Consider the following 16,548-nt stretch of genomic DNA (forward strand, 5'->3'; position numbering starts at 1 on the left):
CTCGGGGAGGGCCTGTGACCCGGACCGGACGGCTGGCCGTCGGCGTACGCGCCCTGGCGGCCGGCGCACTGGCACTGGTCCACCGACGGCGGGCCGCAACCGGGGCCCGGCCCGCGCGCTGGCAGGTGGTGACCGTCTCCGGGCGGCCCGAACAGGTGCTGCCGGGCGGGCGGTGGCCCGAGCCGCTGCGCCGGCTCGACGGCGCGGTGGAGGTCTGGGCCCGCCCGGCGCCCGGCGGGCGCGGCACCGAGCTGGCGGTACGCCCGCTGGGCGGGACACCGGCGCTGGCCGGGTTCGCCGCGCACCTGGTCGGCGACGACCCCGGCCGGTACCTGCGGCAGGTGCTGCGGCAGACCCGGCAGCTCCTGGAGACCGGTGAGGTGCTGCGGGCGGACCGCTCGCCGCTGGACCGCCCGGCGGCGCGGCGGACCCGCCGACCCGGATCGGAGGCGACCGGGTGAGGGCCCTGTGCTGGGAGGGCACGGACGCGCTCGCCGTGCGCCAGGTCCCCGACCCGGAGCTGCGCAACGCCCAGGACATGATCGTCCGGGTGCGACGCAGCGCCACCTGCGGCGGAGACCTGCCACTGCTGGCCGGCCGGGTGCCCGAGGCGGCCACCGGTGAGGTGCTCGGGCACGAGTTCGTCGGCGAGGTGGTCGAGGTCGGTCCGGAGGTACGCCGGCACCGGGTCGCGGACCGGGTGGTGGTCGGCGCGGCGATCGCCTGCGGGGCCTGCTGGTTCTGCCGGCAGGGGCTGCTGGCCTGCTGCGACAACGGGACCAGCGACGCGGCCACCGAGCCGGATTGGGGAGCGCCCGCCGCCGGGTGCTACGGCCGGCCGGCCCGCCTCGGTGGTTTCGCCGGCGGCCACGCCGAGTTCGTCCGGGTGCCCTACGCCGACGTGGGCGCGTTCGCCGTACCGGACGGGGTCGACGACGACCGGGCGGTCTTCGCCGCGGACGCCGCGCCGGCCGGCTGGCACGGCGTCGAGCTGGCCGGTGTCGCCCCCGGAGACGTGGTGGCGGTCTGGGGCGCGGGCGCGGTGGGACAGCTCACCGCGGCGGCGGCCGTGGCGCGCGGCGCGGCCCGGGTGATCGTGGTGGACGAGCACGCCGACCGGCTGCGGATGGCGGCCCGGCACGCCGGCGCCGAGCCACTCGACCACCGGTCCGTCGACGTCCTCGCCGAGCTGCGGGAACGCAGCGGCGGCCGGGGGCCGGACGTGTGCGTGGACGCGGCCGGCCCGCCGACCGGTCCGATCCGCTGGCCGGCCGCCGGACCGGACGCCGGGGTGGCGCTGCGCGAGGCGGTGCACGCCTGCCGCAAGGGCGGCACGGTGGTGGTGCTCGCCGGCGGGGCGACGTTCGTGGACCGGTTCCCGCTCGGCGCGGTCACCGAGAAGGGGCTGGCGGTACGCGGCGGCGCCCGGGTCGGCCCGGACGCCATCCCGGCGCTGCTGGACCGGATGGCCCGGGACGAGCTGGTCACCGAGCACCTCGCCACCCACCGGCTGCCGCTGGACCGGGCCGCCGAGGGGTACGCGTTGTTCCGGGACCGGGCGGACGGCTGCGTCCGGGCGGTCTTCACGCCGTGAGTCCGGCCGGCGGGTGGCACACTCGGCGGATGCCCGCAGACCGCGCGTACGACCTCGTCCTGTTCGGCGCCACCGGCTTCACCGGCGGCCTCACCGCCGAGTACCTGGCCCGGCACGCGCCGGACCGGCTGCGCTGGGCGCTCGCCGGCCGCAACCCGGCCAAGCTGGCGGCCGTCCGCGACCGGCTGGCCGCCATCGATCCCGGCCTGGCCGAGCTGCCCCTGCTCACCGCCGACGTCACCGACGCGGCGTCGCTGCGGGCCGTGGCGGACAGCGCCCGGGTGGTCGCCTCCACCGTCGGCCCGTACGTGCACCACGGCGAGCCGCTGGTGGCCGCGTGCGCCGCCGCCGGCACCGACTACCTGGACATCACCGGCGAGCCGGAGTTCGTCGACCTGATGTACGTGCGGCACCACGCCGAGGCGGTGCGCACCGGGGCACGTCTGGTGCACGCGTGCGGCTTCGACTCGATCCCGCACGACCTCGGCGTCTGGTACACCGTCAAGCAGCTCCCCACGGACGGGCCGGTCACGGTGGACGGCTACGTGCGGGCCGGCGGCCGGTTCTCCGCCGGGACGTACCACTCGGCGCTGACCGCGTTCTCCCGCACCGGTGAGACGAGCCGGGCGGCGAAGGCCCGGCGGGCGGTCGAGCCCCGGCCGGACGGGCGGCGGGTGCGGGCGGTGCCCGGCCGGGTCGGGCGGGTCCGCGAGTTCGGCCAGTGGGCGGTGCCGCTGCCCACCATCGACCCGCAGATCGTGCGCCGGTCGGCGGCGGCCCGCCCCGAGTACGGCCCGGACTTCCGGTACCGGCACTTCGCCGCGCTGAAGCGGCTGCCCACCGTGCTGGTCGCCGGCGTGGGCCTGGCCGGCGTGGTCGGGCTGGTGAAGGTGCCGCCGACCCGGCGCTGGCTGCTCGGCCGGCTCGCCTCCGGTCAGGGGCCGAGTGCCGCGCAGCGGGCGAAGTCCTGGTTCCGGGTGCGGTTCGTGGGCGCCGGTGGCGGCCGGCGGGTGGTGACCGAGGTGGCCGGCGGCGACCCCGGCTACGACGAGACCGCCAAGATGCTCGCCGAGTCGGCGCTCTGCCTGGCCTTCGACGAGCTGCCGGAGACCGCCGGCCAGCTCACCCCGGTCGCCGCGATGGGCGACGCGCTGCTGGACCGCCTGATCCGCGCCGGCATCACGTTCCGCACGCTGAAGGCGTAAGGCGGGGCCCCTTCTTAACGCTTTCGGTAGAGGCGGGGCCCCCGCTTAACACTCGGACGTTGACCCTCGACCTGGTGCAGGGCACAGGATGGCGGCCGTGGAGAGCGAGCTTCGCAGCATCGGTGAGCTGGCCCGGGCCAGCGGGTTGACGGTCAGCGCGTTGCGGTTCTACGACCGCACCGGCGTGCTGACGCCGGCCCGGGTGGACCCGGTGACCGGCTACCGCTGGTACGCCGACGACCAGGTGGGCCCGGCCCGCCTGGTCGCCGGCCTGCGCCGGGTGGGCATGCCGCTGGCCGGCATCGCCGAGGCGCTGCGGCACCGGCGTCACCCGGCCGAGGTGCACCGCCTGCTGGACGCGCACCTGCGCCGGCTGGAGGACGGCCTCGCCGACGCGCGTCGCGAACTCTCCCGGATCCGTAGCCTGATCGACCCGGAGGAGACCACCGTGACCACCCGACTCGTGCTGTCCCGCACCGACCTCGCCGCCGCCGTGGACGCCGTACGCTTCGCCGTCGGCACCGACCCGGACCTGCCGGTCCTGTCCGGCGTGCTGCTGGAGGTCGAGGCGGCCGGCGTACACCTGGTCGCCACCGACCGGCACCGGCTGGCGGTGGCCCGGGTCGACGCCACCGTCGACGGCCCGCCGGTGCGCGCGCTGGTGCCGGTGGCGGCGGTCGACGAGCTGCGCGCGCTGCTCGACGGCGACGGGGCGGGCGCGGAGGTGGTCGTCGCCGCGGACCGGGTCACGGTCACGGTGGCCGGGCGCACGCTGACCACCGCCCCGCTGCCGTACGACTTCCCGGACCACCGCCGGCTGCTGGGCGCGCGGCTCGGGGTCGCGCCCGCGTACCGGATCCCGGTGGACGGCGCGGCGCTGCGCGCGGCGCTCACCGCCGACGACGTGCGGGTGTGCCACCAGACGCACGAGGGCGTCGCGCACCCGGTGGTCGCGCTCGGCCTGGACCAGGGGGGCGAGCTGCGGCTGGTCGACCCGGCTGCCGTCGGGGACCCGGACGGTGGGCTGCGGGTCGGGTTGAACCGGGAGTACCTGCTCGACGCGCTGGACGCCGGCGGCAGCCAGCTCGTGCTGGAGCTGGACGGCCCGATCACCCCGCTGGCGGTGCGCCGGGCGGACGACGCGCACGCGTTCTCGGTCCTCATGCCGGTGCGCCTCTGACCGCTTCGTCGCGCACGGCGGGCCGGTCCGGGCGGGAGAGCCCGGGCCGGGCCGGCGGGGCCGCGACGGTAGCATCTGTGGGTTCCACCTGACGGCCCGGACGAAAGGCGTACGAGCAGCATGCTCGACATGGAGTTGATCCGGAAGGATCGCGAGGCGGTGGCGACCGCGCTGGCGAAGCGTCTGGATCCCGCCGAGGTCACCCGGGCGCTGGACGACATCCAGCGACTCGACCAGGAGCGGCGCGCCCTGATCACGGAGATCGATGCCGAGCGGCAGCGCCGCAAGGCCGAGGCGCGCGCGTACGCGGAGGCGAAGCGCTCCGGCGCCACGCCGCAGCCCGCCGCGCCGGAGGCCGAGCGCAAGCAGCTCGCGGAGCTGGAGTCCCAGCTCGACGACGTGCAGTCCCGGCTGCGCTCGGCGATGAGCGAGCTGCCCAACCTGCCCGCCGACGACGTGGTCGCCGGTGGCAAGGAGGCCAACCGGGTGGTGCGGACGTTCGGCGAGGCGCCGGCCATCGAGCAGGTCCGCGACCACGTGGAGCTGAGCCGCGCGCTGGGTCTGGTCGACCACGAGCGGGGCGTGAAGCTGGGCGGCTCCGGCTTCTGGATGTACACCGGCGTGGGCGCCCGGTTGGAGTGGGCGCTTGTCAACTGGCTGATCGAGCGCAACATCGAGGCCGGCTACGAGTTCCTGCTGCCGCCGCACCTGCTGCTGGACACCGCCGGCTTCGCGTCCGGGCAGTTCCCGAAGTTCTACGACGACGTCTACCGCATGGACAAGCAGTCCGCCCCGCGCGGCCAGTTCCTGCTGCCCACCGCGGAGACGGCGATCCTCGGCGCCTACCAGGACGAGATCCTGGAGACGCCGAAGCTGCCGCTGAAGGCGTTCGCCTACACGCCGTGCTACCGGCGCGAGGCGGCCGGCTCGCACTCCGACGAGCGCGGCACGGTGCGCGGCCACCAGTTCAACAAGGTGGAGATCTTCCAGTTCACGCTGCCGGAGCAGGCCGACGCCGCGCTCCAGGCGATGGTGGGTCACGTCGAGGGGCTGGTCGAGCAGCTCGGCCTGCACTTCCAGACCAGCCTGCTCGCCGCCGGCGACGCCAGCGCCTCGATGAAGAAGACGCTCGACATCGAGGTGTGGATGCCGAGCACCGGGAAGTACAAGGAGGTGTCGTCGGTCTCCTGGGCGGGCGACTACCAGGCCCGCCGCGCGGCCATCCGCTACCGGGAGCCGGGCGGCAAGCAGACCCGCTTCGTGCACACGCTCAACGGCTCGGCGCTGGCCACCAGCCGGCTGTTCCCGGCCATCCTGGAGCAGTGCCAGCAGCCCGACGGCTCGGTGGTGGTCCCCGAGGTGCTGCGCGACAAGCTCGGCACCGACCGCCTCACCCCGACTCGCTGACGGCCTTCCGCGCGGGGGTCGCGCCGCTCGCGGGGGTCTCGCTGTCAAGCGGGGCCCCCGCCTCTACCGGAGGCGTTAACAGGGGGCCCCGCCTTACCAGCAACCCGAGCGCGAGCAGGGTGAGGGAGAGGGCCGCCAGGGGGGCGGGGCCGGCGGTGTTCAACGCGCTCACCAGCGCCTGCTGGACGGCGGCGGCAGCGCGTACCACCGGGTCGCCGAACGCGTCGTGGCGGCCCAGGGCCAGCCGCACCTCGTACCAGCCGTACCAGGCGACGTAGCCGCCGGCGACCAGCAGCACCAGGCCGCTCAGCCGGGACACCCACGCGCCGGCGCCGCGCAGCCCGGCCACCACCCGCCCGCGCAGCAGCGCCACGGCGAGCGCGGCCACGCCGACCACCAACGCCATTCCGAGCGCGTACGCGCCGAACAGCGCCAGCCCGCGCAGCGGCGAACCGGCCCGCAGGCTGGTCACCACGATCGCCAGGAACGGCGCGATCGCGCAGGTCAACGACGTGAGCGCGTACGCCGCGCCGAACAGCGCCATGGACGGCCAGGTGCGGATGAGCCGGGGCGCGGTGCGCCACGGGCCGGGTGTGGGCAGCCGCCGGCCGGCGAGCAGCCACAGGCCGGCCAGCGCCAGCAGCACGCCGAGCGTCACGGTCAGCCAGGGCAGCCGGGGGCGCAGCCAGTCCGCCGCCGGCGCCACGGCCAGCCCGAACGCACCGAAGACGGCCGCGTACCCGAGCGTCAGCCCGGCCGTCGCGGTGAGCGCGCGACCGACCGCGCCGCGCCCGTCGCCGGGGCCGGCCACCAGCACCGACAGGTACGCGGGCAGCATCGCGAAGCCGCACGGGTTGACCGCGCCGAGCATGCCGGCGGTCAGCGCGAGCAGCAGCGCGCCGGTCATCCCCGGGCCAGCGTCTCGACCCGCCGGGTCAGTGCCTCGCCGTCGAGGAAGCCCTGGTGGACCACCGTGCCGTCCCGGTCGACGATGACGAACGTGCTCTGCTCGGTCACCTTGAACCGGCGCCACAGCGTGCCGGCGCGGTCGTCGAGCTGCGGCGTGCCGGCCAGGTCGAACTCGGTGACGAAGTCCGTCATGGCCCGTTGCTGGCCGAGGCCGGCGACGCCGACGATCGGCACGGTGTCCCGGTAGGTCGGGGCGATCTCGGCGACCGTCCACGCCTGGCTGGCGCAGGTGGCGCACCAGGGCGCCCAGAACCACAGCACGACCGGTCGCCCGGCGAGGGCGGCGGCGGAGAACGCCGTACCGTCGAGCGTCTTCGCGGTGAACGCCAGGGTCTGCGGCACCCGGGCCGGCGGCGTCGACGGCGCACCGGTGGACGTGGTCGGGGCGGACGTGGTCGGGGCGGCGGTGGACCCGGCGGGCGCCGCGCCGGCCGGGGTGGCCCGCTCGGGGCCGACCGCGCAGGCGGCCGTGCCGGCGAGCGTGGCGGCCAGCACGGCGGCGACGCCGAGACGGCGGGCGGTACGGGGTGGCATCGGCGCCTCCTGGGCGGGACGGCTACTCGGCCTTGACCAGCCGGAGCGCGAGTTCGGGGCAGACCTTGACCGCCTTGAGCGCACCCTCGCGCAGCCAGGTCGGCACCGGGGTGGGCGGGAAGGCCGGGTAGCCGTTGCCGTCGAGCCGGATGAAGTCCGGCACCACGTGCGCGCAGAGCCCGTGCCCGTCGCAGCGGGACCAGTCCAGGGTGAGTTTCTGCGGGTTGCCGTCGGGCGCGCCGGGCAGGCCCATGGTGCCCTTGACGCGTTTGCCGCAGCCCTCCCCGGTGGCGTGCAGCCGCAGGTCGTCGGCGAACACCTCCATGGCGGACAGCGCGAACCGGGCGGTGCCGTCCGGGTGGCTGCACGCGCCGCGTCCCTTCACGTCGCCGGCCGCGGCCCGGACCAGCTCGATCGGCGCGCTGCCGGAGACCGCGAGGTCGACGGAGCGGGCCAGGTCGGGCAGGCCCATCTTGCACGGGCCGCACTGGCCGGCGGACTCCCCGGCCAGGTAGCGGACCACCTGGGCGGCCTCGCCGAGCGGGCAGGTGTCGGTGCCGAGCGGCACGATGATGCCGGCGCCGAGCGTGCCGCCGATCGCGGCCAGCCCCTTGCGGGAGACCTCGGCCCGCTCCGCCGCCTCGGCGGTGATCCACTTGCCGTGGTAGCCGCCCATCAGGATGCCCGGCCCGGGGGGCACCTCGCACAGGTCGAGGATCTCGCGCAGCGGGGTGCCGGCGGCGCACTCCACCACGGCCGGTCGCTTCGCCGACCCGGTGACGGTGAGCAGCACGGTGCCCGGCTCGTCGTCGGTGCCGAGCGCCGCGTACTCGTACGGGCCGATCCGGGCGGCGACCGCGAGCTGGGCGTACGTCTCGGCGTTGGAGAGCAGGGTGGGCAGCCCGCTGACGCCGGAGTCGCTTGACCGCTTCTTGGTGCCGGGTGGGATGTGCGGCAGCCCGTTGATGCCGTTGACGAGCGCGCCGCCCTCGCCGGAGATGAACCGGTGCGGCACGGTCACGATGGTGGTCGGCACCGGCATCCGCCGTTCCTGCAACGCCTCGGTCAGTGAGGGCCGGCCCACGTCGTCGTCGGCCACCCCGATCACGATCTCCTCGGCGTCCAGCGCGAACGCGGCGAGCGCGGCGCCGTCCAGGACGAGGTGCGGGGCCCGGGTGAGCAGCACCTTGTCCTTCCAGCTCGCCGGCTCGCCCTCGGTGGCGTTGACCACCACGACGGTGGCGAGGTCCTGCCGTTCGGCGGACTCCAGCACGGCGCGCATCTTGCGGGCGAACGGGAAGCCCGCCCCGCCCTTGCCCTTGAGGTCGATCGCCTCGGCGAGCCGGAGCAGCGCGGCCGGCTCCATCGGGCCGATCGGGCCGTGCACCTCCTCGTGGGCGAGCAGGTCGAGCCGGCCGAACTCGGCGAACCCGGCGGTGAGCCGGGGCTCTCCGACGCAGGCGACCGGGGGGACAGCCGTCCGCTTCACCGGGCCTCGCCCCGCAACCCGGCCCAGTACGCCCCGTCGACCGCGTCCGCGTCGGCCTTGCGCCGGCGGCTGGGGCGGCTGTCCTTGGTGGCCCGCAGCGCCCGGCGGGACGCGAGGTCGACAAGCGTGGGCGTGTCGTCGACGAACGCGTCGTCCTCGGCGGTGTAACGGGCCGGCGGACGCCAGTAGTCGGGCTCCTCCGGCACGTCCTCCTCGTCCCGGTAGCGTCGCCCGGTCCCGCTGCGCGGCTCCGCCGAGAGCGGGGTGCCGGAGATCGGCTCACCGGAGACCGGCCGGTTCTCCCAGCGGCGCGGGCTGTCCCACGGCTCCTCGGCCTCGTCGGTCGGGCGCGGCGGGGCCGAGTAGCGGGCCACCTCGGCGGGGGTGGCGTAGCGGCCGCTGTCCGGCGGCGCGGAGTGCCGGCCCCCGGTGTCCGGCGGCGCGGAGTGCCGGCCGCCGTTCTCCGGAAGCGCGGAGTACTGGGCGGCGACCTCCTCGTCGACCCGGGACCGGCGGCTGACCCGCTCCTCGGTGTCCCGGCGGCGCCGACGGGACCGTTCCCCCTCGCGCCGGCCGGCGACCGGCTCCATCTCCTCGTCCCGGCTCCGGCGCACCGGTTCGCCTTCGGAGTCGCGGACCCGGGTGGAGGTGCTCACCCGCTCGGTGTCCCGGCTCCGGGTGGACCGCCGGGCGGCCGGGACCTCCTGCGTGCGGGCGCGCCGCGCCGGCTCGGCCGGCTCCTCGGCGCGCCGCCGGGCGGCGGCGGCGCGGACCGGCTCCCGCAGCGATCCGGGCTCCGGCACCACCGGTACGGCGAACCGCTCGGGGTCCCGCTGCCGGGCGGTGCCGGCGGGCGCGGTCCAGGTGGCGGTGGTCTCGGCCCAGCGCCCGCCCCGACCCCGGCCGGCGGCGCTCTCGTCCTTGTCCGCGGTCTTCTTGCGGGCCAGCGCCGCGAACACGCCGGTACGTTCCTCCCCCTTGCCGGCCATCGCCTTGTTCAGGGCGGCGGCCTGGTGCTGCTCGCGGCTGCGCTTGCCGAGATGGACGGAGAGGCGCACCAGCAGCGCCATCACCACGAGCAGCACGCAGGCGAGGTAGCTGAGCACCACCCAGCTCTTCGCGGTCCGGCCGGCGTTGAGGCCGTGGAACAGCGCGAACGGCCAGGACACGTACGCCATCGAGTGCAGCGCGCGCCAGAACCACTTGGGACCGACGCCGGCGAACCGGACCCGGATCAGCCCGGTCCAGAGCACGCCCACCATGAGCAGCGCGGCGACGGTGCCCAGCCCGACGTAGAGGCCGCTGCCGCCGAGGAACGGCACCACCGCGTCGGTCGGTCCGGCCCGGCCGATCGCGATCTTGGTGATGACGTGGAAGACCAGCCCGACCACGCCGAGCACGCCGGTGGCGCGGTGCGCGGACTGGAGCAGCACCCGGTGCCGGATGAGCAGCACCAGCCGGTCGGTGGCGAGCAGCCCCAGCATCACGGTGAGGCTGAGCGAGACCAGGGTGACCACCCCGGCGAAGAACTCGGTGAAGAAGAATCCGTACGCGTACACGGCGCCGCCGGCGCCGGCCAGCTCCACACCCGCCCACGCGAGGCCGAGTGCGGAGGCGGTGAGTGCCACCATCGCGGACTTCGACACGGTCCGGACACCACGGCTGCTGGTGGTGGTCCGGACGGTCGTCGCCTTCTCGTTCTGCTGTGCCCGGGCCATCTGCTCCTCGATCGTCTCGCGGCGGCGCCCCCACCGGCCGACCCTGCTCCCACCTCAGGTACGGAGCGACGGCTCGGACGGATCACCTCCGGTGGCGAATTTCTCGACCGGTTCCTCGAACCATCCGGGCCCGACGCGCGTTATAGCGCCCCACACAACGACGGATGCCCATGCGTTGACATTTCTTGCAACATGCTCGTAACCTTGCGGAAAATTTCAGTGCCAGCTGCAAGAAGCCGGCACTGAAGCCCTCCCAGGCTCCACTCCCCCACATCCCCCGTCCCGTAGGAGTCCTGATGCAACGACGTCGACGCCGCGCCGCGGCGCTCGTCCTCGGCCTCGCCGCCAGCCTGCTCGTCCCGACCACGGTGGCGGCACCCCCGGCCGCCGCCGCCACGCCCGGCGGCAAGAAGGTCATCGTCCAGCTCTTCGAGTGGAACTGGACGTCGGTGGCGAGCGAGTGCACCAGCACGCTCGGCCCGAAGGGCTACGGCTACGTCCAGGTGTCCCCGCCGCAGGAGCACGTCAACAGCAGCCCCTGGTGGGTGTCCTACCAGCCGGTCAGCTACCGGATCGAGTCCCGCAAGGGCACCCGCGCCCAGTTCCAGTCCATGGTGAACACCTGTCACAACGCCGGCGTCAAGGTGATCGTCGACGCCGTGGTCAACCACATGTCCGGCCAGGAGAACGGCGGCACCGGCTGGGCCGGCACGTCGTACGGCCACTACAACTACCCGGGCACCTACTCGGCGCAGGACTTCCACTACTGCGGTCGCAACGGCAACAACGACATCGCCAACTACAACGACCGGTACGAGGTGCAGAACTGCGAGCTGGTCAACCTGGCCGACCTCAAGACCGAGTCGGACTACGTCCGCACCCGGCTCGCGACGTACCTCAACGACCTGCTCTCGCTCGGCGTGGACGGGTTCCGGCTGGACGGCAGCAAGCACATGCCGGCCGCCGACATCGCCGCGATCAAGGCCAAGCTGTCCCGGCCGGCGTACCTCGTGCAGGAGGTCATCTACGGCGCGGGTGAGCCGGTCCAGCCGACCGAGTACACCGGCAACGGCGACGTGCACGAGTTCCGGTACGGCAAGGACCTGGCCCGGATGTTCAACAACGAGCGGCTGGCGTACCTGAAGAACTTCGGCGAGTCCTGGGGCTACCTGCCGGGCGGCTCGGCGGTGGTCTTCACCGACAACCACGACACCCAGCGCGACGGCGGCGTGCTCACCTACCGCGACCGCGGCGAGTACGCGCTTGCCAACGCGTTCATGCTGGCCTGGCCGTACGGCACCCCGGCGGTGATGTCGAGCTTCACGTTCAGCAACAAGGACCAGGCCCCGCCCTCGGACGGCAGCAACAAGATCACCAACACCACCTGCTACTCGGGCTGGGAGTGCGAGCACCGCTGGCCGGTCATCGCCAACATGGTCGGCTTCCGCAACGCCACCGAGGGCGCCGCGGTCGCCAACTGGTACGACAACGGCTACCAGCACATCGCGTTCAGCCGGGCCGGCAAGGGCTACCTGACGATCAACGACGAGGACTCCGCGGTGGGCGGCCGGTCCTACTACACCGGGCTGCCCGCCGGCCGCTACTGCGACGTCATCCACGGCACGTTCAGCAACGGGTCGTGCAGCGGTCCGGTGCTCACCGTGGACTCGTCGGGTTGGTTCGCCGCGACCGTCAACGCGCACGACGCCATCGCCATCCACGTCGGAGCGAAGGTGAGCTGACCTCGCCCGTACCCCGTGAAGCCCCCGTGCCGGCAGTTCCCGGCGCGGGGGCTTCGTCTCGGTTAGAGTCGCTTTCGTGCATTATGACCACGTCACCGGGCGGCGGATTCCCGGCTGGCTGTTCGCCGCGCTCGGCGTACCGCTGCTGTTGGCCACCGCGCTGCTGGTCGGTCACGCGCTCACCGGCACGCCGGCGCCCACATTGGTCGGCGCCGGACCGGCCCCGACCGGGCCGGCGTCACCGCGGCCGTCGCCTGTGGAGTCCGTGCCGCCCGCCGCGCCCGCGCCCGCCGACCTGCCGGTGGTCACCTACGACCCGGCACCGCGCGGCTTCCCCGCCGACCCGACGCCGACCGACACCCGGCAGCTCCGCGAGGGGGCGCGGCCGGACCGGAAGATCCCCGCGTACGACGCGCCCGGCGGCCGTCCCCGGGCCTTCCTCGCGCCGACGATCAACGACGTCCCGCTGACCGTGCCGATCGTCGAGCGCCGCGCCGGGTGGACCGCGGTGCTGCTCCCCTCCGCGAACCGCACCGTCGCCTGGCTGCCGGAAGGCGGCTGGACCACGGTCGCGCTGCGCGACCAGATCGTGGTGGAACGCCGCACGCACCGGCTCACCTGGCTGCGGGACGGGCGCGCGGTGCACACCTGGCCGGTCAGCCTCGGCATGCCCGGACAGCTCACCCCGCTCGGCCGCACGTTCATCCTGGGCCGCACCCCGCCGCCGCAGGACGTCTACGGCGGCGTCGACATCTTCGCGCTCGGCGCGATCCCCGACGACCCGGACGCGGTGCCGACCGGCCTGCGGGGCGCGCACATCGGGCTGCACACCTGGTACAACGACGACACGCTCGGCAAGAACGTCACCAACGGCTGCATCCGGCTGACCCGCGCCGCCCAACGCCAACTCCTCGCCGAACTGTCCCCCGGCACCGCCCTCGTCATCGTCGACCGCCGGTAAGGAGGGGCCCCCTGTTAACGCCTCCGGTAGAGAAGGGTTCCCCTCTCACACCGTGCGTTGACAGGGGGCCCTCCTTCAACCCAGCAACCAGCCGTTGGCCTCCGCGACCCGGACCGCGTCGGCGCGGTTGCGGGCGCCGGTCTTGCCGATGGCCGACGAGAGATGGTTGCGGACGGTGCCCTCGGAGAGGTGCAGCGTCGCCGCCAGTTCGGCCACCGTGCCGCCGCCCCGGGCCGTGCGCAGCACCTCGGTCTCCCGCTCGGTGAGCGGACTCGCGCCGGTGGCCAGCGTCTCGGCGGCCAGCGTCGGGTCGACCACCCGCAGGCCGGCGTGCACCCGGCGGACCGCGTCGGCGAGCTGGCGGGCCGGGGTGTCCTTGACCACGAAGCCGTTCGCGCCCGCCTCCATCGCCCGGCGCAGGTAGCCGGGGCGGCCGAACGTGGTCACCACCAGCACCCGGCATCCGGGCAGCGCCGCCCGCAGCGCCGCCGCGGCGGCCACCCCGTCCAGGCCGGGCATCTCCACGTCGAGCAGCGCCACGTCCGGGTGGGTACGCAGCGCCTCCGGCACCACCTCGTCACCGCGGCTCACCTCCGCCACCACGGTCAGATCCGGTTCCAGCGACAGCAGCGCGGCCAGCGCGCCCCGGACCAACGCCTGGTCGTCGGCGAGCAGCAGTCTGATCGGCGTGGTCATCCGGGTGTCCTTCCGTCGGGGTGCGGCACCGTGACCCGGAGCAGGAAACCGCGCCCGCCGGACGCCCGGGCCACCGTCACGGTGGCGTCCAACCGGGCCGCCCGCTCCCGCAGCCCGACCAGCCCGTGCCCGGCGCCCGCCGACTCGCCGGCCGGTCCCCGGCCGTCGTCGCGGACCTCCACCCCCGCCGGGTCCACCCGGATCACGCAGCGCCGCGCGCCGCTGTGTCGCACCACGTTCGTCACCCCTTCGCGGACCGCCCAGCCGAACAGCTCGTCCCGGTCCGCCGGCAGCTCCGGCACCGACCTCGGCAGTTCCGCGACGATGCCCGCGGCGGCCAGCGCCGACCGGGCGCCGGCCACCTCGGACGCCAGATCCACCCCGCGGTACGCCCCGACGGTGCCCCGCACGTCGGCCAGCGCCTCCCGGGCCAGCCGCTCCACGTCGGCGATCTCGACGGCCGCCCGCGCCGGGTCCAGCTCCAGCAGCCGGCCGGCCAGCTCGGCCTTCACCGCCACCACGGTCAGCGAGTGCCCGAGGATGTCGTGCAGGTCGCGGGCGGTGCGGGCGCGCTCCTCGGCCACCGCGAGCCGGCGGATCTCGGCCTGCGCGGCCTGGAGTTCGCCGTTGCGCTGGGCCAGCCGACTCACCCCGAACATGGCGAACGAGGCGAGCAGCACCGCGAAGACGACAGTGCTCTCCGACTCCCAGCCGGGCACCAGGCGCGAGGTGACCGGCGGGGTCGCCGCGGCCAGCACCACCACGACCAGCGCCTCCACCGACGGCAGCAGGAACACCGCGGCGGCGGCCACGAAGACCAGTGTGGTCAGCCAGTCGCCGCCGGTGCCCGGGATGCCGGCCAGACCGAGCGCGAGCAGCACCGCGATCAGCAGCCGGGCCCGGTCGGCCGGGATCGGGCGGTGCTGCTGCCGGCGGGCCCGACCCCACTCGAAGATCAGCACGTACGCCACGGCGAACGCGATCACCGAGGCGAGCCCGAGCAGCCGCCGCCACAGCTCCGGCTGGTGCAGGGCGGTGACGAACGGAATGTTGAGGAAGAACAGCCAGACCGCCGCCAGCAGCCAGCCGGTGAACCGCCAGTGGCGGCGGTTCACCGGCCGGGCCGGGACGGTCGGCAACGTCACGCCCACCACGCTAGTGCTCGCCGCCCCGGTCAGACCCGGGTGGTGTCGCGGCGGAACAGGCGGGCCGCGCCGAGACCGAAGAACGCGGTCCAGGCGGCCACGTTGCCGACCGCCGCCCAGTCCACCCCGGTGCCGGTCAGCGGCGCGCGAGCGAGCTGACCGACCCCGTACACCGGGGTGAACGTGGCGATCTGCCGCATCACGTCGGGCAGCAGATCGAGCGGAACGAACAGACCGCCCAGCATGGCCAGGATGGCCAGTGCCGGGCCCATGAACTGCATGACGTTCTCGGCCGGGGCGAGGTAGCCGACGAACAGGCCGAACGCGGCGAAGACCAGCGAGCCGATCCACGCGGTCAGGCCGGACTCCAGCCACACGTGGGCCGGCAACCGCACCCCGGAGGCGGCGCCGACGCCGAACTCGACGAGCACGCCGAGCAGCCCGAGCACCATCGCGGTGGCCACCTTCGTCGCCACGTACGCGGCCGGGCGCAGCGGGGTCAGCCGCAACTGCCGGCTCCAGCCCAGCGCACGCTCGGTGGCGACGGCCGCGCCGGCGCTGGTGGTGGCCACCATGGCTGCGTACACGGCCAGGCTGATCATGATCCAGCCGGTGACCGGCAGGCCGTTGTCGAGCTTCTCGCCGCGCGACGGCAGGCCGAACAGGAGGAAGAAGACCGCCGGCATGACCAGGATGAACATCAGCGTGCGACGGTTGCGCAGGACCCGGCGGATCTCGATGGCGAGCACGGCGGTGGAGAAGCCCCCCAGGGCGGGCGGCCGGCGGTCGGGCCGGCGCGGGCCGGTGGTGGTGTCGGGTGAGGTGGTGGCGGTCATGCGAGGCTCCCGGGCAGGTCGGTCAGGCGGCGGTCAGGGCGAGGAACGCGTCCTCGAGGTTGCGTGAGGTGATCTCCAGGTCCCGGGCGTCGGTGCGGGTCAGCAGGTGCCGGGCGACGACGTCGGAGTCCTCGCTGTGCACGAGGATCGCGTCGCCGCGTACCTCGACGGAGCGGACGCCGGGCAGCGCGGCGAGCGCGGCCTGGTCGGCGCCGGGCAGCGTGGCCCGGACCACCCGGCCGGCGGCCAGGTTCTTGATCTCGGCGGTGGTGCCGTCGGCGACCACCCGGCCGGACCGGACCAGCACGATCCGGTCCGCGTACGCGTCGGCCTCGTCCAGGTAGTGGGTGGCGAACAGGACGGTCCGGCCGGAGCGGGCGTCGGCCCGGATCGCCTGCCAGAAGTCGCGCCGCCCCTCGACGTCCATGCCGGTGGTCGGCTCGTCCAGCACCATCAGGTCCGGGTCGGGCAGCAACGCCAGGGCGAACCGCAGCCGCTGCTGCTGGCCGCCGGAGCACTTGCCGACCGGCCGGTCGGCGATCTCGGCGATGCCGGCGCGCTCCAGCACCTCGGCCACCGGCCGGGTGTGGCCGTAGAAGTGCGCGGTCATCCGTACCGTCTCGGTGACGGTGAGGTCCTTGAGCAGCCCGCCGGTCTGCATCACGGCGGCGACCCGGCCGTGCCGGACGGCGTCGGTCGGGCTGCCGCCGAAGAGCCGGACCGTGCCGGCGTCCGGTCGGGCCAGCCCGAGCAGCATGTCCACGGTGGTGGTCTTGCCGGCGCCGTTGGGGCCGAGGAAGGCCACCACCTCACCGGGGGTGATCCGCAGGCTGAGCCCGTCCACGGCGGTCACCGGGCCGTAGGTCTTGGTGAGTCCGGCCAGTTCCACGGCCGGTGCGGTGTCGGTCATGCCAACGATGCTCCGGCCCGCGACGTCCGGGTCCCGGGAACAGGCGTCACCTTCCGCCCGTGACATTTGTCAGGCAGCCGCAGCCTCGTCCACTTACCGCGATCTTGGAGTTGCGGCGCCAAAGAATGTCGGTTTAGTGCCGTTATCGGAGGTGCCACAACT

At 74.7% G+C, this 16,548-nt stretch carries 15 protein-coding genes; 7 read left to right on the forward strand and 8 right to left on the reverse strand.

Features of this window, described 5'->3' with window-relative positions; genetic code table 11:
* The first annotated feature begins 14 nt into the window (after positions 1-14).
* The 5 genes from TPA0908_RS10625 (at position 15) to serS (ending at position 5,386) form a co-directional block, all read left to right on the forward strand.
* Complete coding sequence (locus tag TPA0908_RS10625) at positions 15-461, forward strand: hypothetical protein (protein WP_374709197.1); 447 nt, start codon at positions 15-17, stop codon at positions 459-461.
* On the forward strand, positions 458-1,594 hold the full coding sequence (locus tag TPA0908_RS10630) for an alcohol dehydrogenase catalytic domain-containing protein (RefSeq protein WP_281937015.1): 1,137 nt from the start codon (positions 458-460) through the stop codon (positions 1,592-1,594). Before TPA0908_RS10625 ends, TPA0908_RS10630 begins: the two co-directional genes overlap by 4 nt.
* A 29-nt stretch (positions 1,595-1,623) precedes the next feature.
* Positions 1,624-2,799 (forward strand): saccharopine dehydrogenase family protein, encoded by a 1,176-nt coding sequence (locus tag TPA0908_RS10635; RefSeq protein ID WP_281937017.1) that lies wholly within the window; start codon positions 1,624-1,626, stop codon positions 2,797-2,799.
* Between the two features lie 88 nt (positions 2,800-2,887).
* Entirely contained in the window at positions 2,888-3,979 is a 1,092-nt protein-coding gene (locus TPA0908_RS10640) for a DNA polymerase III subunit beta family protein (RefSeq protein WP_281937019.1), read from the forward strand.
* Between the two features lie 120 nt (positions 3,980-4,099).
* Positions 4,100-5,386, forward strand: coding sequence for a serine--tRNA ligase (serS, locus tag TPA0908_RS10645; RefSeq protein WP_281937021.1), 1,287 nt, complete (start codon positions 4,100-4,102; stop codon positions 5,384-5,386).
* Here serS and TPA0908_RS10650 read toward each other — a convergent pair.
* The 4 genes from TPA0908_RS10650 to TPA0908_RS10665 are packed head-to-tail and all read right to left on the reverse strand — an operon-like array spanning position 5,370 to position 10,096.
* The gene (locus TPA0908_RS10650) at positions 5,370-6,293 is read right to left on the reverse strand and encodes a cytochrome c biogenesis CcdA family protein (protein WP_281937023.1); all 924 of its coding nucleotides are present in this window, start codon (positions 6,291-6,293) and stop codon (positions 5,370-5,372) included. The genes serS and TPA0908_RS10650 overlap by 17 nt on opposite strands.
* The gene (locus tag TPA0908_RS10655; protein ID WP_281937025.1) at positions 6,290-6,889 is read right to left on the reverse strand and encodes a redoxin domain-containing protein; all 600 of its coding nucleotides are present in this window, start codon (positions 6,887-6,889) and stop codon (positions 6,290-6,292) included. The genes TPA0908_RS10650 and TPA0908_RS10655 overlap by 4 nt, the downstream gene beginning before the upstream one ends.
* Positions 6,890-6,911: 22 nt before the next feature.
* Complete coding sequence (locus TPA0908_RS10660; protein WP_281937028.1) at positions 6,912-8,378, reverse strand: NADH-quinone oxidoreductase subunit NuoF family protein; 1,467 nt, start codon at positions 8,376-8,378, stop codon at positions 6,912-6,914.
* Positions 8,375-10,096 carry a ferric reductase-like transmembrane domain-containing protein gene (locus TPA0908_RS10665; RefSeq protein ID WP_281937031.1) on the reverse strand — a complete coding sequence of 574 codons (1,722 nt, stop codon included), beginning with the start codon at positions 10,094-10,096 and terminating at the stop codon, positions 8,375-8,377. The genes TPA0908_RS10660 and TPA0908_RS10665 overlap by 4 nt, the downstream gene beginning before the upstream one ends.
* Positions 10,097-10,392: 296 nt before the next feature.
* Between TPA0908_RS10665 and TPA0908_RS10670 the strand changes: the two genes are divergently transcribed.
* Positions 10,393-11,838: an alpha-amylase gene (locus TPA0908_RS10670; protein WP_281937033.1), complete on the forward strand. Its 1,446-nt coding sequence runs from the start codon at positions 10,393-10,395 to the stop codon at positions 11,836-11,838.
* A 76-nt stretch (positions 11,839-11,914) separates the two neighbouring features.
* Positions 11,915-12,799 carry a L,D-transpeptidase gene (locus TPA0908_RS10675; RefSeq protein WP_281937035.1) on the forward strand — a complete coding sequence of 295 codons (885 nt, stop codon included), beginning with the start codon at positions 11,915-11,917 and terminating at the stop codon, positions 12,797-12,799.
* Positions 12,800-12,874: 75 nt separating this feature from the next.
* On the opposite strand, the gene TPA0908_RS10680 is transcribed toward TPA0908_RS10675, so the two are convergent.
* Genes TPA0908_RS10680 through TPA0908_RS10695 form a run of 4 tightly spaced genes read right to left on the reverse strand, consistent with a single transcriptional unit; the run spans position 12,875 to position 16,386 of the window.
* Positions 12,875-13,495 carry a response regulator transcription factor gene (locus TPA0908_RS10680; RefSeq protein ID WP_281937037.1) on the reverse strand — a complete coding sequence of 207 codons (621 nt, stop codon included), beginning with the start codon at positions 13,493-13,495 and terminating at the stop codon, positions 12,875-12,877.
* Positions 13,492-14,640, reverse strand: a complete 1,149-nt coding sequence (locus TPA0908_RS10685) for a sensor histidine kinase (protein WP_281937039.1) — start codon at positions 14,638-14,640, stop codon at positions 13,492-13,494. The genes TPA0908_RS10680 and TPA0908_RS10685 overlap by 4 nt, the downstream gene beginning before the upstream one ends.
* A 29-nt stretch (positions 14,641-14,669) precedes the next feature.
* Positions 14,670-15,476, reverse strand: a complete 807-nt coding sequence (locus TPA0908_RS10690) for an ABC transporter permease (protein WP_281937041.1) — start codon at positions 15,474-15,476, stop codon at positions 14,670-14,672.
* Positions 15,477-15,498: 22 nt separating this feature from the next.
* Complete coding sequence (locus tag TPA0908_RS10695) at positions 15,499-16,386, reverse strand: ABC transporter ATP-binding protein (RefSeq protein ID WP_281937043.1); 888 nt, start codon at positions 16,384-16,386, stop codon at positions 15,499-15,501.
* Positions 16,387-16,548 lie beyond the last annotated feature (162 nt).

It is taken from the genome of Micromonospora sp. AKA38 (assembly GCF_027925725.1).
Classification (GTDB): Bacteria; Actinomycetota; Actinomycetes; order Mycobacteriales; family Micromonosporaceae; genus Micromonospora.

Coding starts and splice junctions, on each gene's coding strand:
- TPA0908_RS10635 (WP_281937017.1), top strand. CDS start 1,624: ATGCCCGCAGACCGCGCGTACGACCTCGTCCTGTTCGGCGCCACCGGC.
- TPA0908_RS10655 (WP_281937025.1), bottom strand. CDS start 6,889: ATGCCACCCCGTACCGCCCGCCGTCTCGGCGTCGCCGCCGTGCTGGCC.
- TPA0908_RS10650 (WP_281937023.1), bottom strand. CDS start 6,293: ATGACCGGCGCGCTGCTGCTCGCGCTGACCGCCGGCATGCTCGGCGCG.
- serS (WP_281937021.1), top strand. CDS start 4,100: ATGCTCGACATGGAGTTGATCCGGAAGGATCGCGAGGCGGTGGCGACC.
- TPA0908_RS10695 (WP_281937043.1), bottom strand. CDS start 16,386: ATGACCGACACCGCACCGGCCGTGGAACTGGCCGGACTCACCAAGACC.
- TPA0908_RS10680 (WP_281937037.1), bottom strand. CDS start 13,495: ATGACCACGCCGATCAGACTGCTGCTCGCCGACGACCAGGCGTTGGTC.
- TPA0908_RS10640 (WP_281937019.1), top strand. CDS start 2,888: ATGGCGGCCGTGGAGAGCGAGCTTCGCAGCATCGGTGAGCTGGCCCGG.
- TPA0908_RS10670 (WP_281937033.1), top strand. CDS start 10,393: ATGCAACGACGTCGACGCCGCGCCGCGGCGCTCGTCCTCGGCCTCGCC.
- TPA0908_RS10665 (WP_281937031.1), bottom strand. CDS start 10,096: ATGGCCCGGGCACAGCAGAACGAGAAGGCGACGACCGTCCGGACCACC.
- TPA0908_RS10690 (WP_281937041.1), bottom strand. CDS start 15,476: ATGACCGCCACCACCTCACCCGACACCACCACCGGCCCGCGCCGGCCC.